Raw genomic sequence first — 16,674 nt, 5'->3', positions numbered from 1 at the left:
TGTCGACGGGGCGATTACCAATAGTTTTCAGAGGTTACTTGGCCTGGCTTACGGCGTGTATTTTTTTCTAAACCGAGCGCTTTTAACTGTTCACGCGATGCTTGTATCATATCGGGGTTACCGCACAGCATGACCTGACTACGCTCGTTAAAATGAACACCACAGGCCTCTTGTAATTGATTACTCGCGATTAAGTCGGGGATCCGACCTGACAATGCTCCCGGCAGTGCCTCACGAGATACAATCGGCTGATAAACTAACTGCCCTGGATAACGTTGCTGACACTCATTAACAAACTCCCGATAGGTCAAGTCTTGCGCTTCGCGGACGCCCTGCACTAACACAATACGTTTAAATCGACGCCACGGTTGCTCAGTACGCAGCATTGAAATAAACGGACCAATACCGGTTCCTGTGGAGAGCAGCCAAAGATCATCGCCATCGGGTACCTCATCCAGCGTAAAAAAGCCCCCTGCCGGCTGAGTGATATTGACTTCATCGCCTGGCTTCAGCTCTGCTAATAGTGGACTTAATAATCCACCTTCGACCTTTGCAATCACGAAATCGAGAATAGACTCTTGCGGCGCACTGGCGACCGAATAAGCGCGAAGAATTTGCTCACCGCCAACGTTTAAACCTAACCGTACGAACTGCCCCGCTTTAAAATCAAATGATTCAGTGATTACGCGTAGGCTAAAAACACTGTCACTCCATTGAAAATTCTCAACGACTTTACCGCTAATCCATTGAATCATCTTACTCTTTACCCTTACTCTTGCGTGTCGTCTTGCTTATTCTGTTCAGCTACTTGCTGCTCTAACTGCTCTACACGCTCTCGCAGACGTAGCAACAGTTGTTGCTGAACATCCATCTCTTCGCGAGTGACCAGATCGAGTTTAGCAAGTTGTGATTGCAAAGTTTGTTTAACACGCTGCTCAACGTTACCGGCTAATTCTTTTACGCCAGATGGCATGCTTTCGCTAATTTGTTTAGCAATGTTTTCAATAGTCTTGTTGTCCATAAGGGGTCCTTAATTAATTTAACCGTTTGGGCTCAGACAAAAGTACGCTAAAATCGCCGCTCTTGATTTATTGTACCACTCCTAACCGAGCCTTAATAATGTTAAACGATCGACAGCGACAAGCCGTTCACTATGTGCAAGGTCCTTTACTCGTTTTAGCGGGCGCAGGCAGTGGTAAAACGCGCGTAATTACTGAAAAAATCGCTTATCTGATCCGTGAAAATATTTACACCGCCCGTCAAATCGCTGCCGTCACTTTTACCAATAAGGCCGCGCGCGAGATGCGGGAGCGTGTCAACCAAACCATGGGAGCCGGAGGCGCTCGCGGTTTAACGGTATCGACGTTTCACACCTTAGGACTTAATATTATTCGACGCGAGCTCAGCGCACTCGGTCTCAAGCCCGGGTTTTCTCTGTTCGATGATCAAGACACCTATGCACTGCTCAATGGCCTTACAGAGGACGCGTGGGAAGGCGACAAAGCGGTTATTCAAAAATGTCAGCACCGTATCGGTCAATGGAAAAACGCCATGACATCGCCAGAGCAAGCGTTGCAAGAGGCTTCGACGGAAGATGACCGACAATTTGCTACAGTTTTTGCACAATACGAAAAACATTTGCTCGCCTGCAACGCAGTCGACTTTGATGATCTGATTCGCTTACCAAGTCAATTATTACAACGCAACGAACATGTCCGTGCCCGATGGCAAAAGAAATTTCGCTACTTACTCGTCGATGAGTATCAAGACACCAATACGAGTCAGTACCTTTTGGTTAAGCTTCTAGTCGGCGAACGAGCACGTTTTACCGTAGTTGGCGACGACGATCAGTCAATTTACTCATGGCGTGGCGCACAACCACAGAACTTAGCGCTTCTGCAGCAAGACTTTCCCGCTTTGAAGGTCGTTAAGTTGGAGCAAAATTATCGCTCTCACGGTCGTATTCTAAAAGCAGCGAATATTCTGATAGAAAATAATCCCCACGTATTTGAGAAAAAATTATTCTCAGATAAAGAGTACGGTGAATCTTTGCGGGTTATTTTTGGCCGCAACGAAGAACATGAGGCGGAGCGTGTAGTCGCCGAAATTGTAAAGCAACGCTTTTTAAGCAAGACACCTTATCATCATTTTGCGATTCTATATCGAGGCAACCATCAATCCCGGTTGTTTGAGAAAGCGCTGATGAACAACCGAATTCCATACAAAATCACTGGTGGGCAGTCGTTTTTTGCGCGTGCTGAAGTAAAAGACATTATGGCCTATCTGCGCCTGTTGGTTAATCCCGTCGACGACACTGCTTTCCTTCGTATTATAAATGTCCCGCGCCGAGGTATTGGTCCACAAACCGTACAGCGTATTGGCGAACTATCTAAACAGCTCGGTTGTAGCCTATTAGAAGCTTGCGACTCTATTCACTTAAAAACCTTGCTCAATACACAAACCTTTAATGCGGTCGATACCTTTGCACAGATGATTAAGAAGGCTGCGCGGGATGCCGATCATAACGACAGTGCTGCTGTTGCCGTGCGCACTTTACTCGCAGATATTGGCTACGACGACTGGTTATTTGAAAGTAGTCCAAGCGCGAAGGCAGCGGAAATGCGGGTTAAGAACGTTTATGAGTTGCATAAATGGGTGTCCGATATGTTAGCGGGTAACGATGAGTACGAGCCCATTTCTTTAGAGCAGGCGGTCGCTAAGTTGTGTTTACGCGACATGATGTCTCGCAATGAAGACGATGAACAGTTTGATCAGGTACAGCTGATGACTTTACATGCATCAAAAGGACTTGAGTTTCCCTTTGTCTTTTTAGTCGGCATGGAAGAAGGATTACTCCCCCACCAAAGCAGTATTGATGGCAACGATATTGAGGAAGAACGCCGTTTAGCTTATGTCGGAATAACCCGTGCTCAGCAGCGTTTGGTCTTTACCTTAGCTAAGGAGAGGCGCCAATTTGGTGAGGTTTTCCAGCCACAACCCAGCCGCTTTTTACTTGAACTCCCACAGGATGACATTGCCTGGGAGCACGACAAACATAAACCAAGCGAAGAAGAACGTGAGACTTCTCGTCAACGAGGACTAGAAATGCTGAAGAATGCGCTAAACAAGCCTTCTTAGTTTAACGTGCCATTGACGGTCGTGCGTGATTTTGGTTGAAGCGATTTGAGGCATTTTGTTACGTACGCCCCTTGCCCATACTCAACACCTAACTCACTTAATATATTCGCTAAAGATTCCGTTTTAACGCCAGCTGCATACAATTCGATTTCTAACTCTTCGCAGAGCGTGGCAACGTGGCGCAACATGGCACGCGCTCGACTACTAGATTCTAACCGCATGACATAATCTTGATCGAGCTTGAGTTTCGAAAATGGATAATTATATAAAAACTGCAGTGGTCCCGCGCCACGACCAAAATGATCAATCACAAGCTTAAAGCCGGCCTGTGATAGACGTCTTAGACTCGCTACTGAACGTTTATCATTTTGTGTAAGTGCAGTCTCAGAAAACTCCAACACCAGTTGCGAGGGATTTACTTTGTATCGCTCGACAATATTCAAGAGTTGTCGAATATAACCCGACTTAAGTAGATGCCTTACCGATAGATTGAGATGAATACGCTCTTCACTTTGACCTGAGTTGAGTAAATGCTCGCAACAACGTTTCAATAGGTATTGATCCAACTTAACAATGAGCCCCGTCTTTTCAGCGAGCGCTAAGTAATCTGACGTTTTAACTCGATTACTTTCAATATTCCACTGTAAAAAGGCTTCCGACGCATGCTGCTGGCGACCCTCAATGTCTGCAATCGTCTCAAACTCGACAAAAAAATCTTGATCGATGCGGGCATGACGCAACGCTCGTTCACGCTTAACCGATTCGACTAATGTGCGATGCATAGTATTATCAAACACCACGTATCGCCCACGTCCTTGTGATTTAGCCTCATACATCGCAGCATCAGCATCACGCAGTAGACGCTCTACCGAGTCTTGCGAATCATCGCACATAGCGATACCAATACTCGCACCCGAGTAGTGTTCGTGACCATTCAGAATAAAGGGCTCATTTAAACTTGAGATAATTCGTTTTGCGATCTCACGCGCGTCGTCAACCGATGACATCGTATCTAATAGAATGACAAACTCATCGCCACCAAGTCTCGCAACCAAATCATTTTCTCGTACACACGTCTGGATACGTTTACTAACGTCCAATAGAAACTCGTCACCCGCCGAGTGACCTAATGTGTCGTTGATGGTTTTAAATCGATCGAGGTCGAGAAATAAGACTGCAAAAAAGTGTTCTGGATGACGCCGCTGATGAGCCAAGGCTTGCTGCAAACTCTCAGTAAACAAAGCCCTATTGGGTAAACCGGTTAGACTGTCGTGATGAGCATCGTGGAATAAACGTGCCTCAATTTTCTTGCGTCGTTCGATCTCAGAAACGAGCTCTTCGGTGCGTTCTTCTACTTTTTTCTCTAGGAATTGGTTAACTCGTTGAATTTCCTCATTCGCCCGGCGCCGTTCGATAGCAACAGCGACGTGCTGGGAAACAAAGTTCAATAGTTCTAAGTCTTCGTGTTTATATAAAAACTCGTCATCATAGGTCTGTACAGCAATCACACCAAATGCTTTGCCGTCCAAAACAAGCGGACTTCCCAGCCATTGCTTTGCTACGCTGCCGGTATCTTCAGTCAGCTTAATCTCGTTATTCTCAGTTAAAAGCGCGCGTTCTTTAGCATCAATAAACGCTGGCTCCGCTTTACGCATCACGTATTCTGTCAGTCCTTTACCAATACGTCGACGTTCAGCCTTATTGTCACGTTCGTCTTTATGGTATGGAAAGCGAATATACTTGTTATCAGACGAAACCAAAGCAACGTAGAAGTTATCAGCATGAATCAATGTCGCGATTTGGCTATGCAAGGCTTCGTAGAAGGTCACCATATCTTCTGACGTATTGGTCAGCTCAGAAATTGCGAACAGCACTGAAGTTTGCTGCTCGACTTTCTCCCGCACCGTGATTTCTTTCATCAAACTTTCGTTGGCGTGGCGCAGCTCAGCTGTTTGGTGAGCAATTTCGTTCTGTAGAATTTCCTTCTGCTTTAATCGCTCAAGTGCATTGACGACATGCTGCGATACGAAGGTGAGAAGATCTTTGTCGTTTTCATCATATCGATGATTATCGTGGTAACTTTGCACCACCATGGCACCGATGACATTACTACCTGAAATAAGCGGTACACCTAACCAGTCAACAGGAGCCGAGCCCATTTCCTCAACTTCACCTTGCTGGATTAGCTGCTGAAACACGTCCGGAGGGCATAGCAATGACTGACCCGTTCGCATGACATAGCCGGTCAAACCGCGTGCCAAAGACTCCATTGGCATTTGCTCGATTGCTTGTTTCTCGTCAAACTCATCAACGAAGTAAGCGAAACTGACGACTTTCTTTTCAGGCTCGTAAAAGCAAACATAAAAGTTGCGAGCATACATTAGCTCGCCGATGATGGCGTGCACTGATTGATAAAAGTTATCCATGCTGCGCGCAGAGGCTGCAAGCTCAGAAATACGGAAGAGTGCCTTCTGCACCACTTCTGCTGAACGATAACTGTATGTAAGCCGTTTTAGGCGTTCAATAACCTTGGTGAGCTTTTGGTTTTCGCGAGCAAGCTCTGTTTGATTATTGTTCGGCCCACTAGATGCCGCCATGATGCGGGGACTCCCTAACCATCACTTCTAATTATAGTTATTTATTGTTTTACTTATCGGGTTGTTACAATTATTAACAAACGTAAAGTATAAACTATAACCAGTGGGTTGCAAGAAATTGCCGCTTATATATACAAAAAAGCCACCGCTAATTGCGATGGCTCATATTCTTTTATCACTGCACGTAATTGATTAGATTTCTGCAGTCATATACTCAATGGCTGCTTTGATCTCATCATCAGAGCAATCAGCACATGTACCTTTTGGAGGCATTGCGTTAAAACCATTGATCGCGTGTTTTAAAACGGTATCCATGCCTTGGGCAAGACGTGGTTCCCAATCGTCCGCATTATTAATTTTTGGCGCACCCATCACGCCTGAAGTGTGACACGCTGTACAATACTGACCGAACACAGCTTCACCAGAGCGAGGTCCACTCGCCGCGGCTTCGCTAGCTGCGCTCTCGCCTGCTACGCGGATTTTACCAATCGGCTCAATACGTTTTGCAATAGCGTCCTTTGACATGTCATCTTGAACAGCGGCAGAGGCGCCAAAACTGATCATGGCGGCCAAGCCGAATGAAAGGCTCTTCAGTGCAAGTGTCGTCAATCGTTTCACGAGTGTCTCCTAAGAATCTGGCTGGTACACTATACCCAGTACTCGGAGATTATACCCACAAAAGCTCAAAGGATAAACACTTGAACGAAGTGACTCGTAAAATAGCGTTATTGGATCTTGACGCTTTCTTCGCTGCTGTTGAAGTACTGCGCGATCCCAGCCTCAAGAATAAACCCTTTGCGGTAGGCGGTGGCGGCGATCGCGGTGTGGTCGCGACAGCTAATTATTTAGCCCGTCGCTTCGGCGTGCATAGCGCCATGTCTGGACACCGAGCGCGACAGCTATGTCCTCAATTGATCTTTGTTAAGCCAAACTTCGCCGAATATAAGGCACTTTCGTATCAGGTGCGTGAGATTCTCGCGAGATATACACCGCTAGTCGAACCCGCGTCTATCGACGAATTTTATCTTGATTTAACCGACAACGATGCCTTTAAAGGTAGCGCTAGCTTGACTGTTGAAGCTATTAGAAAGGAAATTAGCCAACTTGGAATCACTGGCTCTGCTGGTATATCCAATCAGAAGATGGTCGCAAAAATTGCCAGCGATGATAATAAGCCCAACGGCCAGAAAGTGGTGCCACCAGAACAGGTGTTTGACTATTTAGCCACTTTACCGCTTAAGCGAATTCCAGGTGTTGGACCTAAGAGTCAGGAAACACTTGCACGCTATGGGTTAACTCATGGACATCACATTCAGACGGCCAACACATCGCAACTGCAACAAATATTAGGAGAAAAGGCTGGCTGGCTACTATTTCAACGTTGCCAAGGCATTGATCCGCGCCCGGTTACAACCGATAGAACCCGTAAAAGCGTTGGAGTTGAACAAACGCTGCCAGCGGATATTCAACAGCTAACGACGGTACAGGACTATATTCAGCAGCAGTTACTACCTCAGCTAAAAAAACGCTTACAAGTCGAGCATTGGCGTGAACGAGCGATAAAAACGCAAACCTTAAAGCTTAAGTTCTCTGATTTTAATCAAACCACAGTATCTAAAGCGAATGGATTCGTCTCACCCAGTTTGTTTTATCAACTAGCTGAAGAGGCTTGGCAGCGAGGTGCGGGTAAGCATGTAAGATTAGTTGGGATCAGCGTAACCTTACCTGATCCCAACCAACAAACCCAACTAGAGCTTGAGCTTGATTAGTCACCTTTGACAGTGATAGTGATTTTCTTAGAAACAACCGCGGGGTTGTGTGGTACGTGATTCTTATCGCCAAGAATGATTTGCAAGGTGTGTTCGCCTGGCTCAAGTGTCAGCGTTGTTTCGGTCTGACCGCCGCCAAAGTGAATGATATCGCCACCCATAGGTTGATCCATTGGCGGAAGCGAATCCATATCCACTAATAGGTGATGGTGCCCCGTATTTTTTACGTCAACACCCGCAGGCGCTACGCCCATACCTGACAAGCCGAATTTAACCTTGAAAGTTGAATTAACCACTTCGCCATCTTGCGGTGAAATGATATAAGCCTGTGCATCTTGTGGAGCTTCGCTCTGAGCCATTTCTTGAGCTTGTGCAGTGGCAACTACTGAGCCACCAAACATGGCGAGGGCGCCAATTAACCATGCGCGTTTCATAATCCTTCTCCTAAATTAGTTACGACAATTTAAACTTACTTACCAAGGACTCTAAACGATCAAACTCACCTTGCAAGGTCTGACAGGCTTGGTGTGTTTTCTTCAAGTTTTGCTGACTGCGTTCGTTCATTTCATTAATATCTGTTACATCGCGGTCAAGTGTTCGAATCACCTGGCTTTGCTGCTGTGTCGCAGATGCAACAGAATGATTCATATCATCAATTTGTGCAATCACTTCATCAATTTCTGTCATATGCCGCGTTGATTCGTCGGCACTCGCCACGCACGCCTCGCTGGTTTCCTGACTGTCATTAATAATTTCCACCACCGTGCGTGTTCCCTCACGCACTTGAGAAATCATTGTCTCGATTTCACCAGCAGACTGCGATGTGCGTTGCGCGAGGCTACGAACCTCATCTGCTACCACCGCAAAGCCTCGTCCTGCTTCACCGGCACGAGCAGCTTCAATAGCTGCGTTCAGTGCGAGTAAGTTGGTTTGCTCAGTGATGCCCATAATCACTTCAACGATCTTACCGATGTTTTGAGTATTCTCATCAAGGCTATGAATGGCATCGACGGAGTCCTTCATACGCTTCGACAAATCGGTAATTTGTTGCATATTGAACTTAAGCGCCTCGCGTGCAGACACCGAAATTTCTGTCGCCCGGGTGGCTTTTTCGGAGGCGCTTCCTGCACTAGACGATATATCACTTGAGCTCGCGCCTAACTCATTAATAGCAGTAACGACCGTATTGGTGCGTGCCGACTGTTCATCACCGAGTGCAACGGATTCGTTATTGGCTGAAACCATTTGCGTAACATTGGCTTCAAGCTGTTTAGATGCCTTACGCACATCAAGAATAGCTATCTGAATCTTTTCGATGAACTCGTTCATGCGCGAGGCGACTACGCCAAATTCATCCTCACTTTTGACAGAAATACGTTGCGTTAGGTCGCCCTCTCCTCGCGCTAGGTCAGTGACTGCATAATTAAGCTGACGCAATGGCTTCAGCAACACAGAGAGCAATGCATTAAGCAATAAAATGACTGCGCCAATACCGATAATTAGGTAAATTACCGCAGACCACGCAAATGAAGAAACATCAGCATACGCCTTTTCGGTATCGATAGCTACGGCCAAGTACCAGTTAACACCATCAATACCCTCAACAGGTTGAAAAGTGAGCATGTACTCGCGGTCATTTATCGGATAGTCGACAAACTCTCTGGTAATTCGGGCGTTATCGCCAAGATACTGGGAAATCGTTTTATCAACGTTGGCAGTTTCCGGGTGGCTTAATATTTTGCCCTGTTGATTCACCAAAAAGGCAAAGCCTAATCCCATAAAATCAGTGTTGTTGACGATTGCCGAAACGGTATCAAGCATCATGTCGCCACCGGCGACACCCAATAGCTGACCATTTTCCGTCATAGGGACCACCGCTGAAATCGTTAACTCATTGGTGGTGACATCAATGTACGGCTGAGTGTAGGTCGGTTGCTTTTGTTCGATAGCCAATTGATACCATGGCCGTTGGCGCGCATCGTAATCGTCAGGTAAGTCAATACTCGTATCATCTAGAATAAACTGACCGTCGATAAGGCCATAATAAACATTCTTAAAATCGCCTGACCGTTTCGCTTGCTGGACTTTACGCAAAGCCATTTCGGTCTCATCCGCAGGATCATACGACTCGGCAGTGGCGCGTACAATGCGCATGCGGTCATTAAGCCATTGGGAGATATTATTAGACACCGAGCCTGACATCGCATTAATTTGAGTGCGCAAATCAGAACGAATTTGGTCAGACATCTGCCAAAAGTTAGTCGCCGTAAAAATACCTAAAACCAGTACCAAAATAGCCGAAGCAGCAATAATAACTTTTTGAGTAAACTTCAATGATTTCAACATGTTTACGATCTCTTAATCCCACTCTTTGTTAACCGACCTGTATGGTGGTCTGTGGATAGCGAATTCTGCGCTTATTAGGCGTGGTCAGGAAATACACCAGCGTCAATGGTCCGACACGACCCGCAAACATCAATAACATGATGATGCACTGACTGACGGGTGTCAGATCCTCCGTAATGCCTCTGGATAATCCCACCGTTGCTGAAGCCGATAAAACTTCGAACGCTATATCTATAAACGGCAGATTGTTGAGAATCATTAGTACAAATATGCCAATAAATAACATTGCGATGGTCACCATGGTGACTGCGAGAGCTTTCATCACCGCATCCTGTGATACAGAACGTTCCATCAGGGTTACGTGTTCACGGCGACGGATGAAGGTATAAGTTGCTAACATTAAAATGATAAAAGTACCCAGCTTAATTCCGCCTGCGGTACTCATCGACCCACCCCCGATAAACATAAGCAGCAACATATATACTGCACTTGCATCGGTCAAAGAGCCAATATCCACGCTGTTAAAGCCAGCAGTACGCGGCGTGACTGCTTGAAACCAAGCCGCTGTCCATTGACCCAACTCATCGAGCCCACCTAATGTTTTGGGGTTGCTATGTTCTAACCCATAAATCACAAACATCGACACTAAATTGATCACCAATGTGGTCATCAAAATACTCTTGGTATATACCGAGAAATTACGCCAACGTCGACCTTCGTACATGTTGGTGATAACGGAAAAACCTAGGCCACCCACTATAAATAAAAACGAGATAATTAAGTTAACGGGTAAATTGCTCGCATAAGGAATCAGACTGTCTGGCGAAAGTCCAAAGCCCGCATTATTAAATGCGGATATGGCGTAAAATATGCCATGACCAAACGCTGTGAGTAGCGGCATTTCGGGCCACCACAATAAAGTCAGCGCCAATGCGGCGACCAGTTCGCAGATAACGGCAAGTAGCAATACCGCCTTCGCCGTTTTAACGATATTCATTAGGCTAGTTTGGTTCATTGCTTCTTTAGCCAATAACCGTTGTTGAATCGATATTTTACCGCCCAATGAAGATACTGCCAGAATCGCAAACGTCATAAAGCCAATACCGCCTAGTTGAATCAACACGGCTATCACGCTTGTACCAAATAACGTAAAGTCTCCACCCGTGTCTGCTACCACTAGGCCGGTCACAGTTACCGCAGAAGTTGCCGTAAAGACCGCCTGCAACCAAGTAATAGGCTCTAGCGTGGCAAACGGTAACTTCAACGCAAAAGTACCCAGTATAATTAACACTGCAAAGCCAGTCGCTAAAACAACTGGAGGGCTGGCTTTAAACGCTTTGCTCTGCGTGCGTGCGGAGGTTTTATATAAAAATGCGAGAGACGGCTTCCACAGTTTCATATTATTTCAACTTAGGCGCCATGGATTTTAGCGCTTTTAAACTACCCGCAATAACCATGGTCTCGTTGCCCTGCAATTCGCTAGAAAAGTCTGGGCTGGCGACGACTTCGTCGCGACGCTTTAACAACAGAACGTGAAAGTTTTCGACATCATCAGGCAAAATATCATTAATTGTTTTACCTTCTAAGTTTTCACTGACAGCGATTTCAACGCAGAACCAATTATGCCCTAGCGACATATATTCATTGACCATCGGATAATTCAACGACTGCGCGACACGAATCCCCATTTCTTCCTCTGGGTGGACAATCCGCGAAACACCTAATTTTGACAGTATTTGGTGATGCTCTTTAGACGTTGCTTTTGCCCAAATCGTCTCAACACCAATACTTTTTAGGTGTAAAACCGTCAAAAGACTAGCCTGTAAGTCTTCGCCGATCGCAACCAGCACAGTGTCACAACTTTCTAAGTTGAGTTCTCGTAACGCCTGCTCATCTGTCACATCCGCAATGGCTGCATGGGTAAGCTGATCAGCAAGCGCATCGACGCGCTTCTCGTCGGAATCAACACCAATAACCTCATGCCCTAGATTCAGTAACTCGAGCGAAGTTCTCGCACCAAATCGACCTAAGCCGACTACACCAAACTGTGCCATTACGCTATCTCCTGCACTGTATTGCGGACTTGGTTTCGTCCCATGTCTTTTGCGTGGTAAAGCAACTTATCCGCGCGCTCTAACCAGTCGAGCCAATTTTCATCTTTTCCTAGCTCACTCACGCCAATAGAAATCGTCATATTGACCGGATCTTGCTTGAGTTCAAAGTCAGTCTTTGCGAAATTTTCGCGCAACTTTTCTGCTGCCTGAGTAGCGCCCTCAAGGCTCGTGTCAGGCATTAAAATAACAAACTCCTCGCCACCGACTCGGAACACTTTATCAGAAGCCCTAAAGTTAGACTTAATAAGTTGCGCCGCTTGGATGAGTAGTCGATCGCCATCAAAGTGACCATACTTATCATTCACATCTTTAAAGTAGTCAATATCACATAGGGCTGCGGAGATGGCACGCCCATGACGCGCTTTTAGAGCAACTAGCTGCTCGATATCGGTCTGCAGTTGCTTTCGATTATAAACGCCCGTTAATGTGTCGGTGACAGCCAGTTCTGTGAAGTGTCGCTGCATACGCGTCAGTAACCTTACGAGTGTTAACGTGAGGATCATTAGCACTAACAGCGACACTAATGAGCGCCAAGCTACATCAGGTTCAATCGTGTATAGACTCACGCTGGTTAATAAGATTACGAATGTGACAGCAACGACGATCGCCAGTCGCCACGAGAGCAAGAATGCGATCGACGCCATGACCGGGTAGGCCCACAACAAGCCATGAATTCCGTTAACCAATGTCGAGTACATCACCGCTGCACACAACAACGTGATAAAGATAATGTGACGCCCGCGCCGCTTACTCAATCGTTTAACGCGCAACGCTGTTATAGATGTGTAGCACAAGAATGCACACAGCCAGGCGAGCATTAACCACTTACCCTCAAGTGCTTGGATGATGGTCAGCGGCAACGTTACCAGTACGGCACCCCAATAAATTCGATGGGCTACTTTTCCGGTAAACTGGCTAACAACGTCGTCCGCCGAATCGTTTGGCGTATCGCTGACCTTTCTCAAATCCATGTTAAACCATGACCTCGTTATTTCGTTTTAGCAGGTGCCAAAAACAGACTGTTTGTCAGCAACGGAACCCAGCCATCCATATAAGCGCGATAAGTAGGCGATTGCGCATAAGCTATCAGCATCCCTTTACCCATAGGCTCGACCATTAATTGCGGCTTAAACGGAAGTTGTTGCTTTATATCTGGCCACAACAGGCCACTTGCTAATACTCTCTCACCTTCAGCGAACCAAGCTAAATTACGGCCATCGTCAATACTCAGGGGAGCGAACACTTGATTACCCGTAAATGTAGCAACTAGTTCACTCTGTATTCCTGCAGTTAGCCAATGATTCTGATCGACTTCAACATTAACCAAGGCGCCCGGCACGTAGTCAGGCATCTTTTCGGATGCTTTGATATGCTCCTTAAACACCGCGGCAGACTCGATTATCTTGGCAGGTCTAAGCGCTTTTTCATCAGCGTTGTCTGCCTCAGCCGAATCCACGGCATATTCCATATGTGTCGACAGTAAGTCAGCCTCTACAGCCCACCCTGTTGCGTTACCCAAAGTGATGAGAACGCCACCGTTTTCGACCCAGTTTTGCAAATTCGTGAGACCTGTTGGCGAAAAATAGTTCGCATAGCTCGCCTGAGCTTCTGGCAGGATCAACACATCAATGCCTGCTAGGTTGGTACTTACTAACTGCGTCGTACGTATTGCTATGACCGGATAACCGATTTGCCGTTCAATTACAAAACGCGTGTGACCAGCACTTAATGATGAAACTGGCTCATCCCATGCCATTGCAATCTTTGGCGCGGTTAACGACTGAACATTTTCCGAACCAAAATTAGGTCCCTTAACCACCCAGCTCGTATCAACCCCGATGATATGAGCGCCTGTTTCAACAGCTAAACGTTGCAGGGTGGTAACTAGATCGTTCGTGGAGTTCTCAGCTCGCGTTAAGATGACAGTGCCGGCTGGAAATTCACCTGCCTTCTCATGGGTAAAAGCCAGTTCACTTTGTTTAATCGCTAAGCCCGCGCGCAGCGCGGCAGCAATAAACCGGCTTGAGTTCATATCACCCGCTTTCACAATATAACCGATCTGAGCGTCTGCATTAGTTAGTCGCCCAGGTGCTATTGGCGCAATAGCTTCCTGTACCACGGGTGATTGCACCGCTTCATCACAGTAAGCAACATCGACATTAAACATAAGCGGGAGCGACCAGCCCGTTACGTCATAAATCTGATCATCTAATAAATTAGCTTTGCGCTGCTTCTGTTGTTCAACAAAATCATCAGCCATATCGATTTGTTCGTCTAGCAACACCCGAATCAAACGATAGTTCGGCTGTGCCATGTCAACAAAGTAACTACCTTTAGGGTAGTTTACGTCACACACCTCTAGCGCCTTTTCACTGCGCATCACCTCAATACCGTGTTCCTGCAGTAAAGCTGCAAGCCGCTGTTGCCCCGCCGGGTTCTTTGGATCAGCAATAGCCACGGTCCTACGGTCACTCGCCCGACCTTGTTCGACAGCGCTGATACGATAATCGCGATATCGATTTAATAATGCCTCGCGACGAACGCTGGCTGTCTCAATAGTCGCCAAACTACTGGTAAAGTGACGTTCAACACCATCAAGATAGGTCAGTATCGTACCATCCTCGCGCGCAAAACGATGACCTCGTGCCGAGGCCATTTCGTACGTCATCGCCACCGAACCGGAATAAAGCGGCCAGCTTGCACCATAGCCTGGGTAAAAGGCATCAAATATCTCGCGAGTGTAGTAGTCATAACCGGCATCATCGAACCACTCTGCGTTATTGCGCCCCACCCAATGTAATATTTCGCGTTGTGACTCAGTGATGTAGGGGTTATAGGGGCGCGCTTCAGGTGTAAAGTAGTAACTCGAGTCTCCACCCATTTCGTGTAAATCAACAAACAGCAACGGTGGATAATCTTTTAATGCCGCCACGTGACCTTTAATTTCTGGCTGCGTAAGCGCAATCCAGTCACGGTTAAGATCAAAAAGGTAGTGGTTGGAGCGTCCTTGTGGCCAAGGTTCATTGTGTTCGGCACTTCGTCGGTCGGCATCATGAATTAAGCCAACAGTTGCGTAATAACGACTAACAAACCGTGCCCGACCATCGGGATTTTGTAACGGATCGATAAACACGACAGTATTTTCTAACCAGTTTTTTGTGTCAGCTGATGTATCTGCTAACAGATGATACAGCGTCATCATGGCTGCTTCAGGAGATGAAATCTCGTTTCCATGTACGCCATAAGATAACCAAACACTACTCGGTATGCCCTTCGCCAACTGCTCTGCCTCACGTGAAGAGGTTTTACGCGGGTCACCGAGTGCGCTCATACGTGCAGCGTAATTATCAAGCTCAGCAATATGTTGGGGGGCGGATACGGCAACAAAATAGAGAGGACGTCCCTCCCATGAGCGCCCATATTCGATTAACCGAACACGGTCACTATGGCTATCACTCAGCGCACGAAAATACTGATATATGGCATCGGGAGAAGAAATTTTAGTGCCAATTTCATAACCTAAAATATCCTTGACAGTTGAAACAGAATCTTGATAGTCATACTGATTGATTGTTGCTTTTGCGTTAACAAACGTTGGGCCAGCGAATAGCATAGCTAATATAATGCCACACATCGATTGGCGCTTAGGGCGAGATAAACGAGTCAGTTTCAGCATTTTCCGTACCTTTTTTAAGCAATTAGCTTACCGACTTTTTTTAGTATTGGATAGATATTTAACGTCCTTTTTAACCCATGAGGGCAAAACATGGATTACGAAAAATTACGGGTACTCAATCAGTTAAAAGAAGAGGGGACTATCTCGGAGGATGAGTACAACCGACAACGCGAGAAACTTAATAACGAAAGTGAGCTTGGGTCTAAGTCGGAGTTTGACGGGTTGCGTAAGCTCACTGAAGATGAAAAAACCTATGCGTTCTTCATGCATCTTGCACAGTTTTGTAGCTTTGTATTACCCATCATTGGCTTTTTAGTGCCCATTGTAATGTGGATCCTCAAGCGCGAGGACTCATACATTGATGCCCATGGCCGAATCATTTTTAATTGGCTTTTAAGCGCTTTAATATACTCAATCGTGCTATTTTTCCTCGGTTTTATTACCTTTGGCCTATCGTTTATACCGTTATTTATTCTCGGCATACTCTCGATCATTTTTGTTATTCTCGGGGCGATGAACGCTAAAGAAGGTGTTACCAAAAATTATCCACTATCAATTCGGTTTTTGTGATAGTGAGAGCTGGTGTAGCCCTGTAGATTTGCGTACACTCGAGCGACCATAGCGTTTGGGTCGTATTCATGAAGTGGATGTACATCACAATTTGGCGTTGTATTGCCGTTCTATTTGTTATGCTTGGCATTATCGGTCTTGCGCTACCGGTCATGCCAACTGTTCCTTTCCTAATTGTCGCGTTATGGGCAGCAAGCAAAGGATGGCCACAACTCGAGACGTGGTTGTTAAACCATCCTAAATACGGTCCCGACCTTATTGCTTGGCGCGAACATCGACAAATACGTCGACGCAATAAAGTTATCGCGATTACCATGATGGCAAGCGGCTATCTGATTTCTTGGTTGGTACCTTTACCATTGTGGCTTCGAATCACTGTGGGAAGTATATTGCTGATTGTCGCGGTATGGCTGGCATGTTTAGATGAATATGAGGAGCCCAAAAGTAATCACTGAGCGTTTTTA

The 16,674-nt window shown here is 46.2% G+C and carries 14 protein-coding genes; 4 read left to right on the top strand and 10 right to left on the bottom strand.

Annotated features, from left to right (window positions below; translation table 11 throughout):
* Positions 1–14 precede the first annotated feature (14 nt).
* Entirely contained in the window at positions 15–755 is a 741-nt protein-coding gene (locus BFR57_RS04885) for a ferredoxin--NADP reductase (RefSeq protein WP_083405042.1), read from the bottom strand.
* A gap of 14 nt (positions 756–769) precedes the next feature.
* The gene (locus BFR57_RS04880) at positions 770–1,021 is read right to left on the bottom strand and encodes an accessory factor UbiK family protein (RefSeq protein ID WP_071462918.1); all 252 of its coding nucleotides are present in this window, start codon (positions 1,019–1,021) and stop codon (positions 770–772) included.
* A 98-nt stretch (positions 1,022–1,119) separates the two neighbouring features.
* Between BFR57_RS04880 and rep the strand changes: the two genes are divergently transcribed.
* Complete coding sequence (gene rep, locus BFR57_RS04875) at positions 1,120–3,138, top strand: DNA helicase Rep (protein WP_083405041.1); 2,019 nt, start codon at positions 1,120–1,122, stop codon at positions 3,136–3,138.
* Here the strand turns inward: rep and BFR57_RS04870 are convergent.
* Both BFR57_RS04870 and BFR57_RS04865 read right to left on the bottom strand, forming a co-directional pair.
* Complete coding sequence (locus BFR57_RS04870) at positions 3,135–5,735, bottom strand: diguanylate cyclase (protein ID WP_071462917.1); 2,601 nt, start codon at positions 5,733–5,735, stop codon at positions 3,135–3,137. The genes rep and BFR57_RS04870 overlap by 4 nt on opposite strands.
* Before the next feature lie 192 nt (positions 5,736–5,927).
* Positions 5,928–6,353 carry a cytochrome c5 family protein gene (locus BFR57_RS04865; protein WP_083405040.1) on the bottom strand — a complete coding sequence of 142 codons (426 nt, stop codon included), beginning with the start codon at positions 6,351–6,353 and terminating at the stop codon, positions 5,928–5,930.
* Between the two features lie 89 nt (positions 6,354–6,442).
* On the opposite strand from BFR57_RS04865, the gene dinB reads away from it, so the two are divergent.
* Positions 6,443–7,504 carry a DNA polymerase IV gene (gene dinB / locus BFR57_RS04860; protein WP_253183631.1) on the top strand — a complete coding sequence of 354 codons (1,062 nt, stop codon included), beginning with the start codon at positions 6,443–6,445 and terminating at the stop codon, positions 7,502–7,504.
* Here dinB and BFR57_RS04855 read toward each other — a convergent pair.
* From BFR57_RS04855 to BFR57_RS04830, 6 genes are read right to left on the bottom strand one after another with little or no spacing between them, the layout of a single operon-like run.
* On the bottom strand, positions 7,501–7,938 hold the full coding sequence (locus BFR57_RS04855; protein WP_071462915.1) for a DUF4399 domain-containing protein: 438 nt from the start codon (positions 7,936–7,938) through the stop codon (positions 7,501–7,503). The genes dinB and BFR57_RS04855 overlap by 4 nt on opposite strands.
* Before the next feature lie 19 nt (positions 7,939–7,957).
* Entirely contained in the window at positions 7,958–9,850 is a 1,893-nt protein-coding gene (locus BFR57_RS04850) for a methyl-accepting chemotaxis protein (protein ID WP_071462914.1), read from the bottom strand.
* Positions 9,851–9,878: 28 nt separating this feature from the next.
* A complete protein-coding gene (locus tag BFR57_RS04845; RefSeq protein WP_071462913.1) occupies positions 9,879–11,249 on the bottom strand; it encodes a TrkH family potassium uptake protein in 1,371 nt (456 codons plus the stop codon).
* A gap of 1 nt (position 11,250) precedes the next feature.
* On the bottom strand, positions 11,251–11,904 hold the full coding sequence (locus BFR57_RS04840) for a TrkA family potassium uptake protein (protein ID WP_071462912.1): 654 nt from the start codon (positions 11,902–11,904) through the stop codon (positions 11,251–11,253).
* A complete protein-coding gene (locus tag BFR57_RS04835; protein ID WP_071462911.1) occupies positions 11,904–12,935 on the bottom strand; it encodes a GGDEF domain-containing protein in 1,032 nt (343 codons plus the stop codon). The genes BFR57_RS04840 and BFR57_RS04835 overlap by 1 nt, the downstream gene beginning before the upstream one ends.
* Before the next feature lie 17 nt (positions 12,936–12,952).
* Entirely contained in the window at positions 12,953–15,640 is a 2,688-nt protein-coding gene (locus BFR57_RS04830; protein WP_083405039.1) for a M14 metallopeptidase family protein, read from the bottom strand.
* A 90-nt stretch (positions 15,641–15,730) separates the two neighbouring features.
* Here BFR57_RS04830 and BFR57_RS04825 point away from each other — a divergent pair, with 90 nt between their 5' ends.
* Entirely contained in the window at positions 15,731–16,210 is a 480-nt protein-coding gene (locus BFR57_RS04825; RefSeq protein ID WP_071462910.1) for a DUF4870 domain-containing protein, read from the top strand.
* Positions 16,211–16,278: 68 nt separating this feature from the next.
* The gene (locus BFR57_RS04820) at positions 16,279–16,665 is read left to right on the top strand and encodes a YbaN family protein (RefSeq protein ID WP_143441046.1); all 387 of its coding nucleotides are present in this window, start codon (positions 16,279–16,281) and stop codon (positions 16,663–16,665) included.
* The last annotated feature ends 9 nt before the right edge of the window (positions 16,666–16,674 follow it).

Origin of the sequence: Idiomarina sp. MD25a, from assembly GCF_001870515.1 — a bacterium.
Classification (GTDB): Bacteria; Pseudomonadota; Gammaproteobacteria; order Enterobacterales; family Alteromonadaceae; genus Idiomarina.
Note: the sequence above shows the minus strand (reverse complement) of the source record. Positions and strands in the feature narration are given on the sequence as shown.

Coding starts and splice junctions, on each gene's coding strand:
- BFR57_RS04885 (WP_083405042.1), bottom strand. CDS start 755: ATGATTCAATGGATTAGCGGTAAAGTCGTTGAGAATTTTCAATGGAGT.
- BFR57_RS04880 (WP_071462918.1), bottom strand. CDS start 1,021: ATGGACAACAAGACTATTGAAAACATTGCTAAACAAATTAGCGAAAGC.
- rep (WP_083405041.1), top strand. CDS start 1,120: ATGTTAAACGATCGACAGCGACAAGCCGTTCACTATGTGCAAGGTCCT.
- BFR57_RS04870 (WP_071462917.1), bottom strand. CDS start 5,735: ATGGCGGCATCTAGTGGGCCGAACAATAATCAAACAGAGCTTGCTCGC.
- BFR57_RS04855 (WP_071462915.1), bottom strand. CDS start 7,938: ATGAAACGCGCATGGTTAATTGGCGCCCTCGCCATGTTTGGTGGCTCA.
- BFR57_RS04850 (WP_071462914.1), bottom strand. CDS start 9,850: ATGTTGAAATCATTGAAGTTTACTCAAAAAGTTATTATTGCTGCTTCG.
- BFR57_RS04845 (WP_071462913.1), bottom strand. CDS start 11,249: ATGAAACTGTGGAAGCCGTCTCTCGCATTTTTATATAAAACCTCCGCA.
- BFR57_RS04840 (WP_071462912.1), bottom strand. CDS start 11,904: ATGGCACAGTTTGGTGTAGTCGGCTTAGGTCGATTTGGTGCGAGAACT.
- BFR57_RS04835 (WP_071462911.1), bottom strand. CDS start 12,935: ATGGATTTGAGAAAGGTCAGCGATACGCCAAACGATTCGGCGGACGAC.
- BFR57_RS04830 (WP_083405039.1), bottom strand. CDS start 15,640: ATGCTGAAACTGACTCGTTTATCTCGCCCTAAGCGCCAATCGATGTGT.
- BFR57_RS04825 (WP_071462910.1), top strand. CDS start 15,731: ATGGATTACGAAAAATTACGGGTACTCAATCAGTTAAAAGAAGAGGGG.
- BFR57_RS04820 (WP_143441046.1), top strand. CDS start 16,279: ATGAAGTGGATGTACATCACAATTTGGCGTTGTATTGCCGTTCTATTT.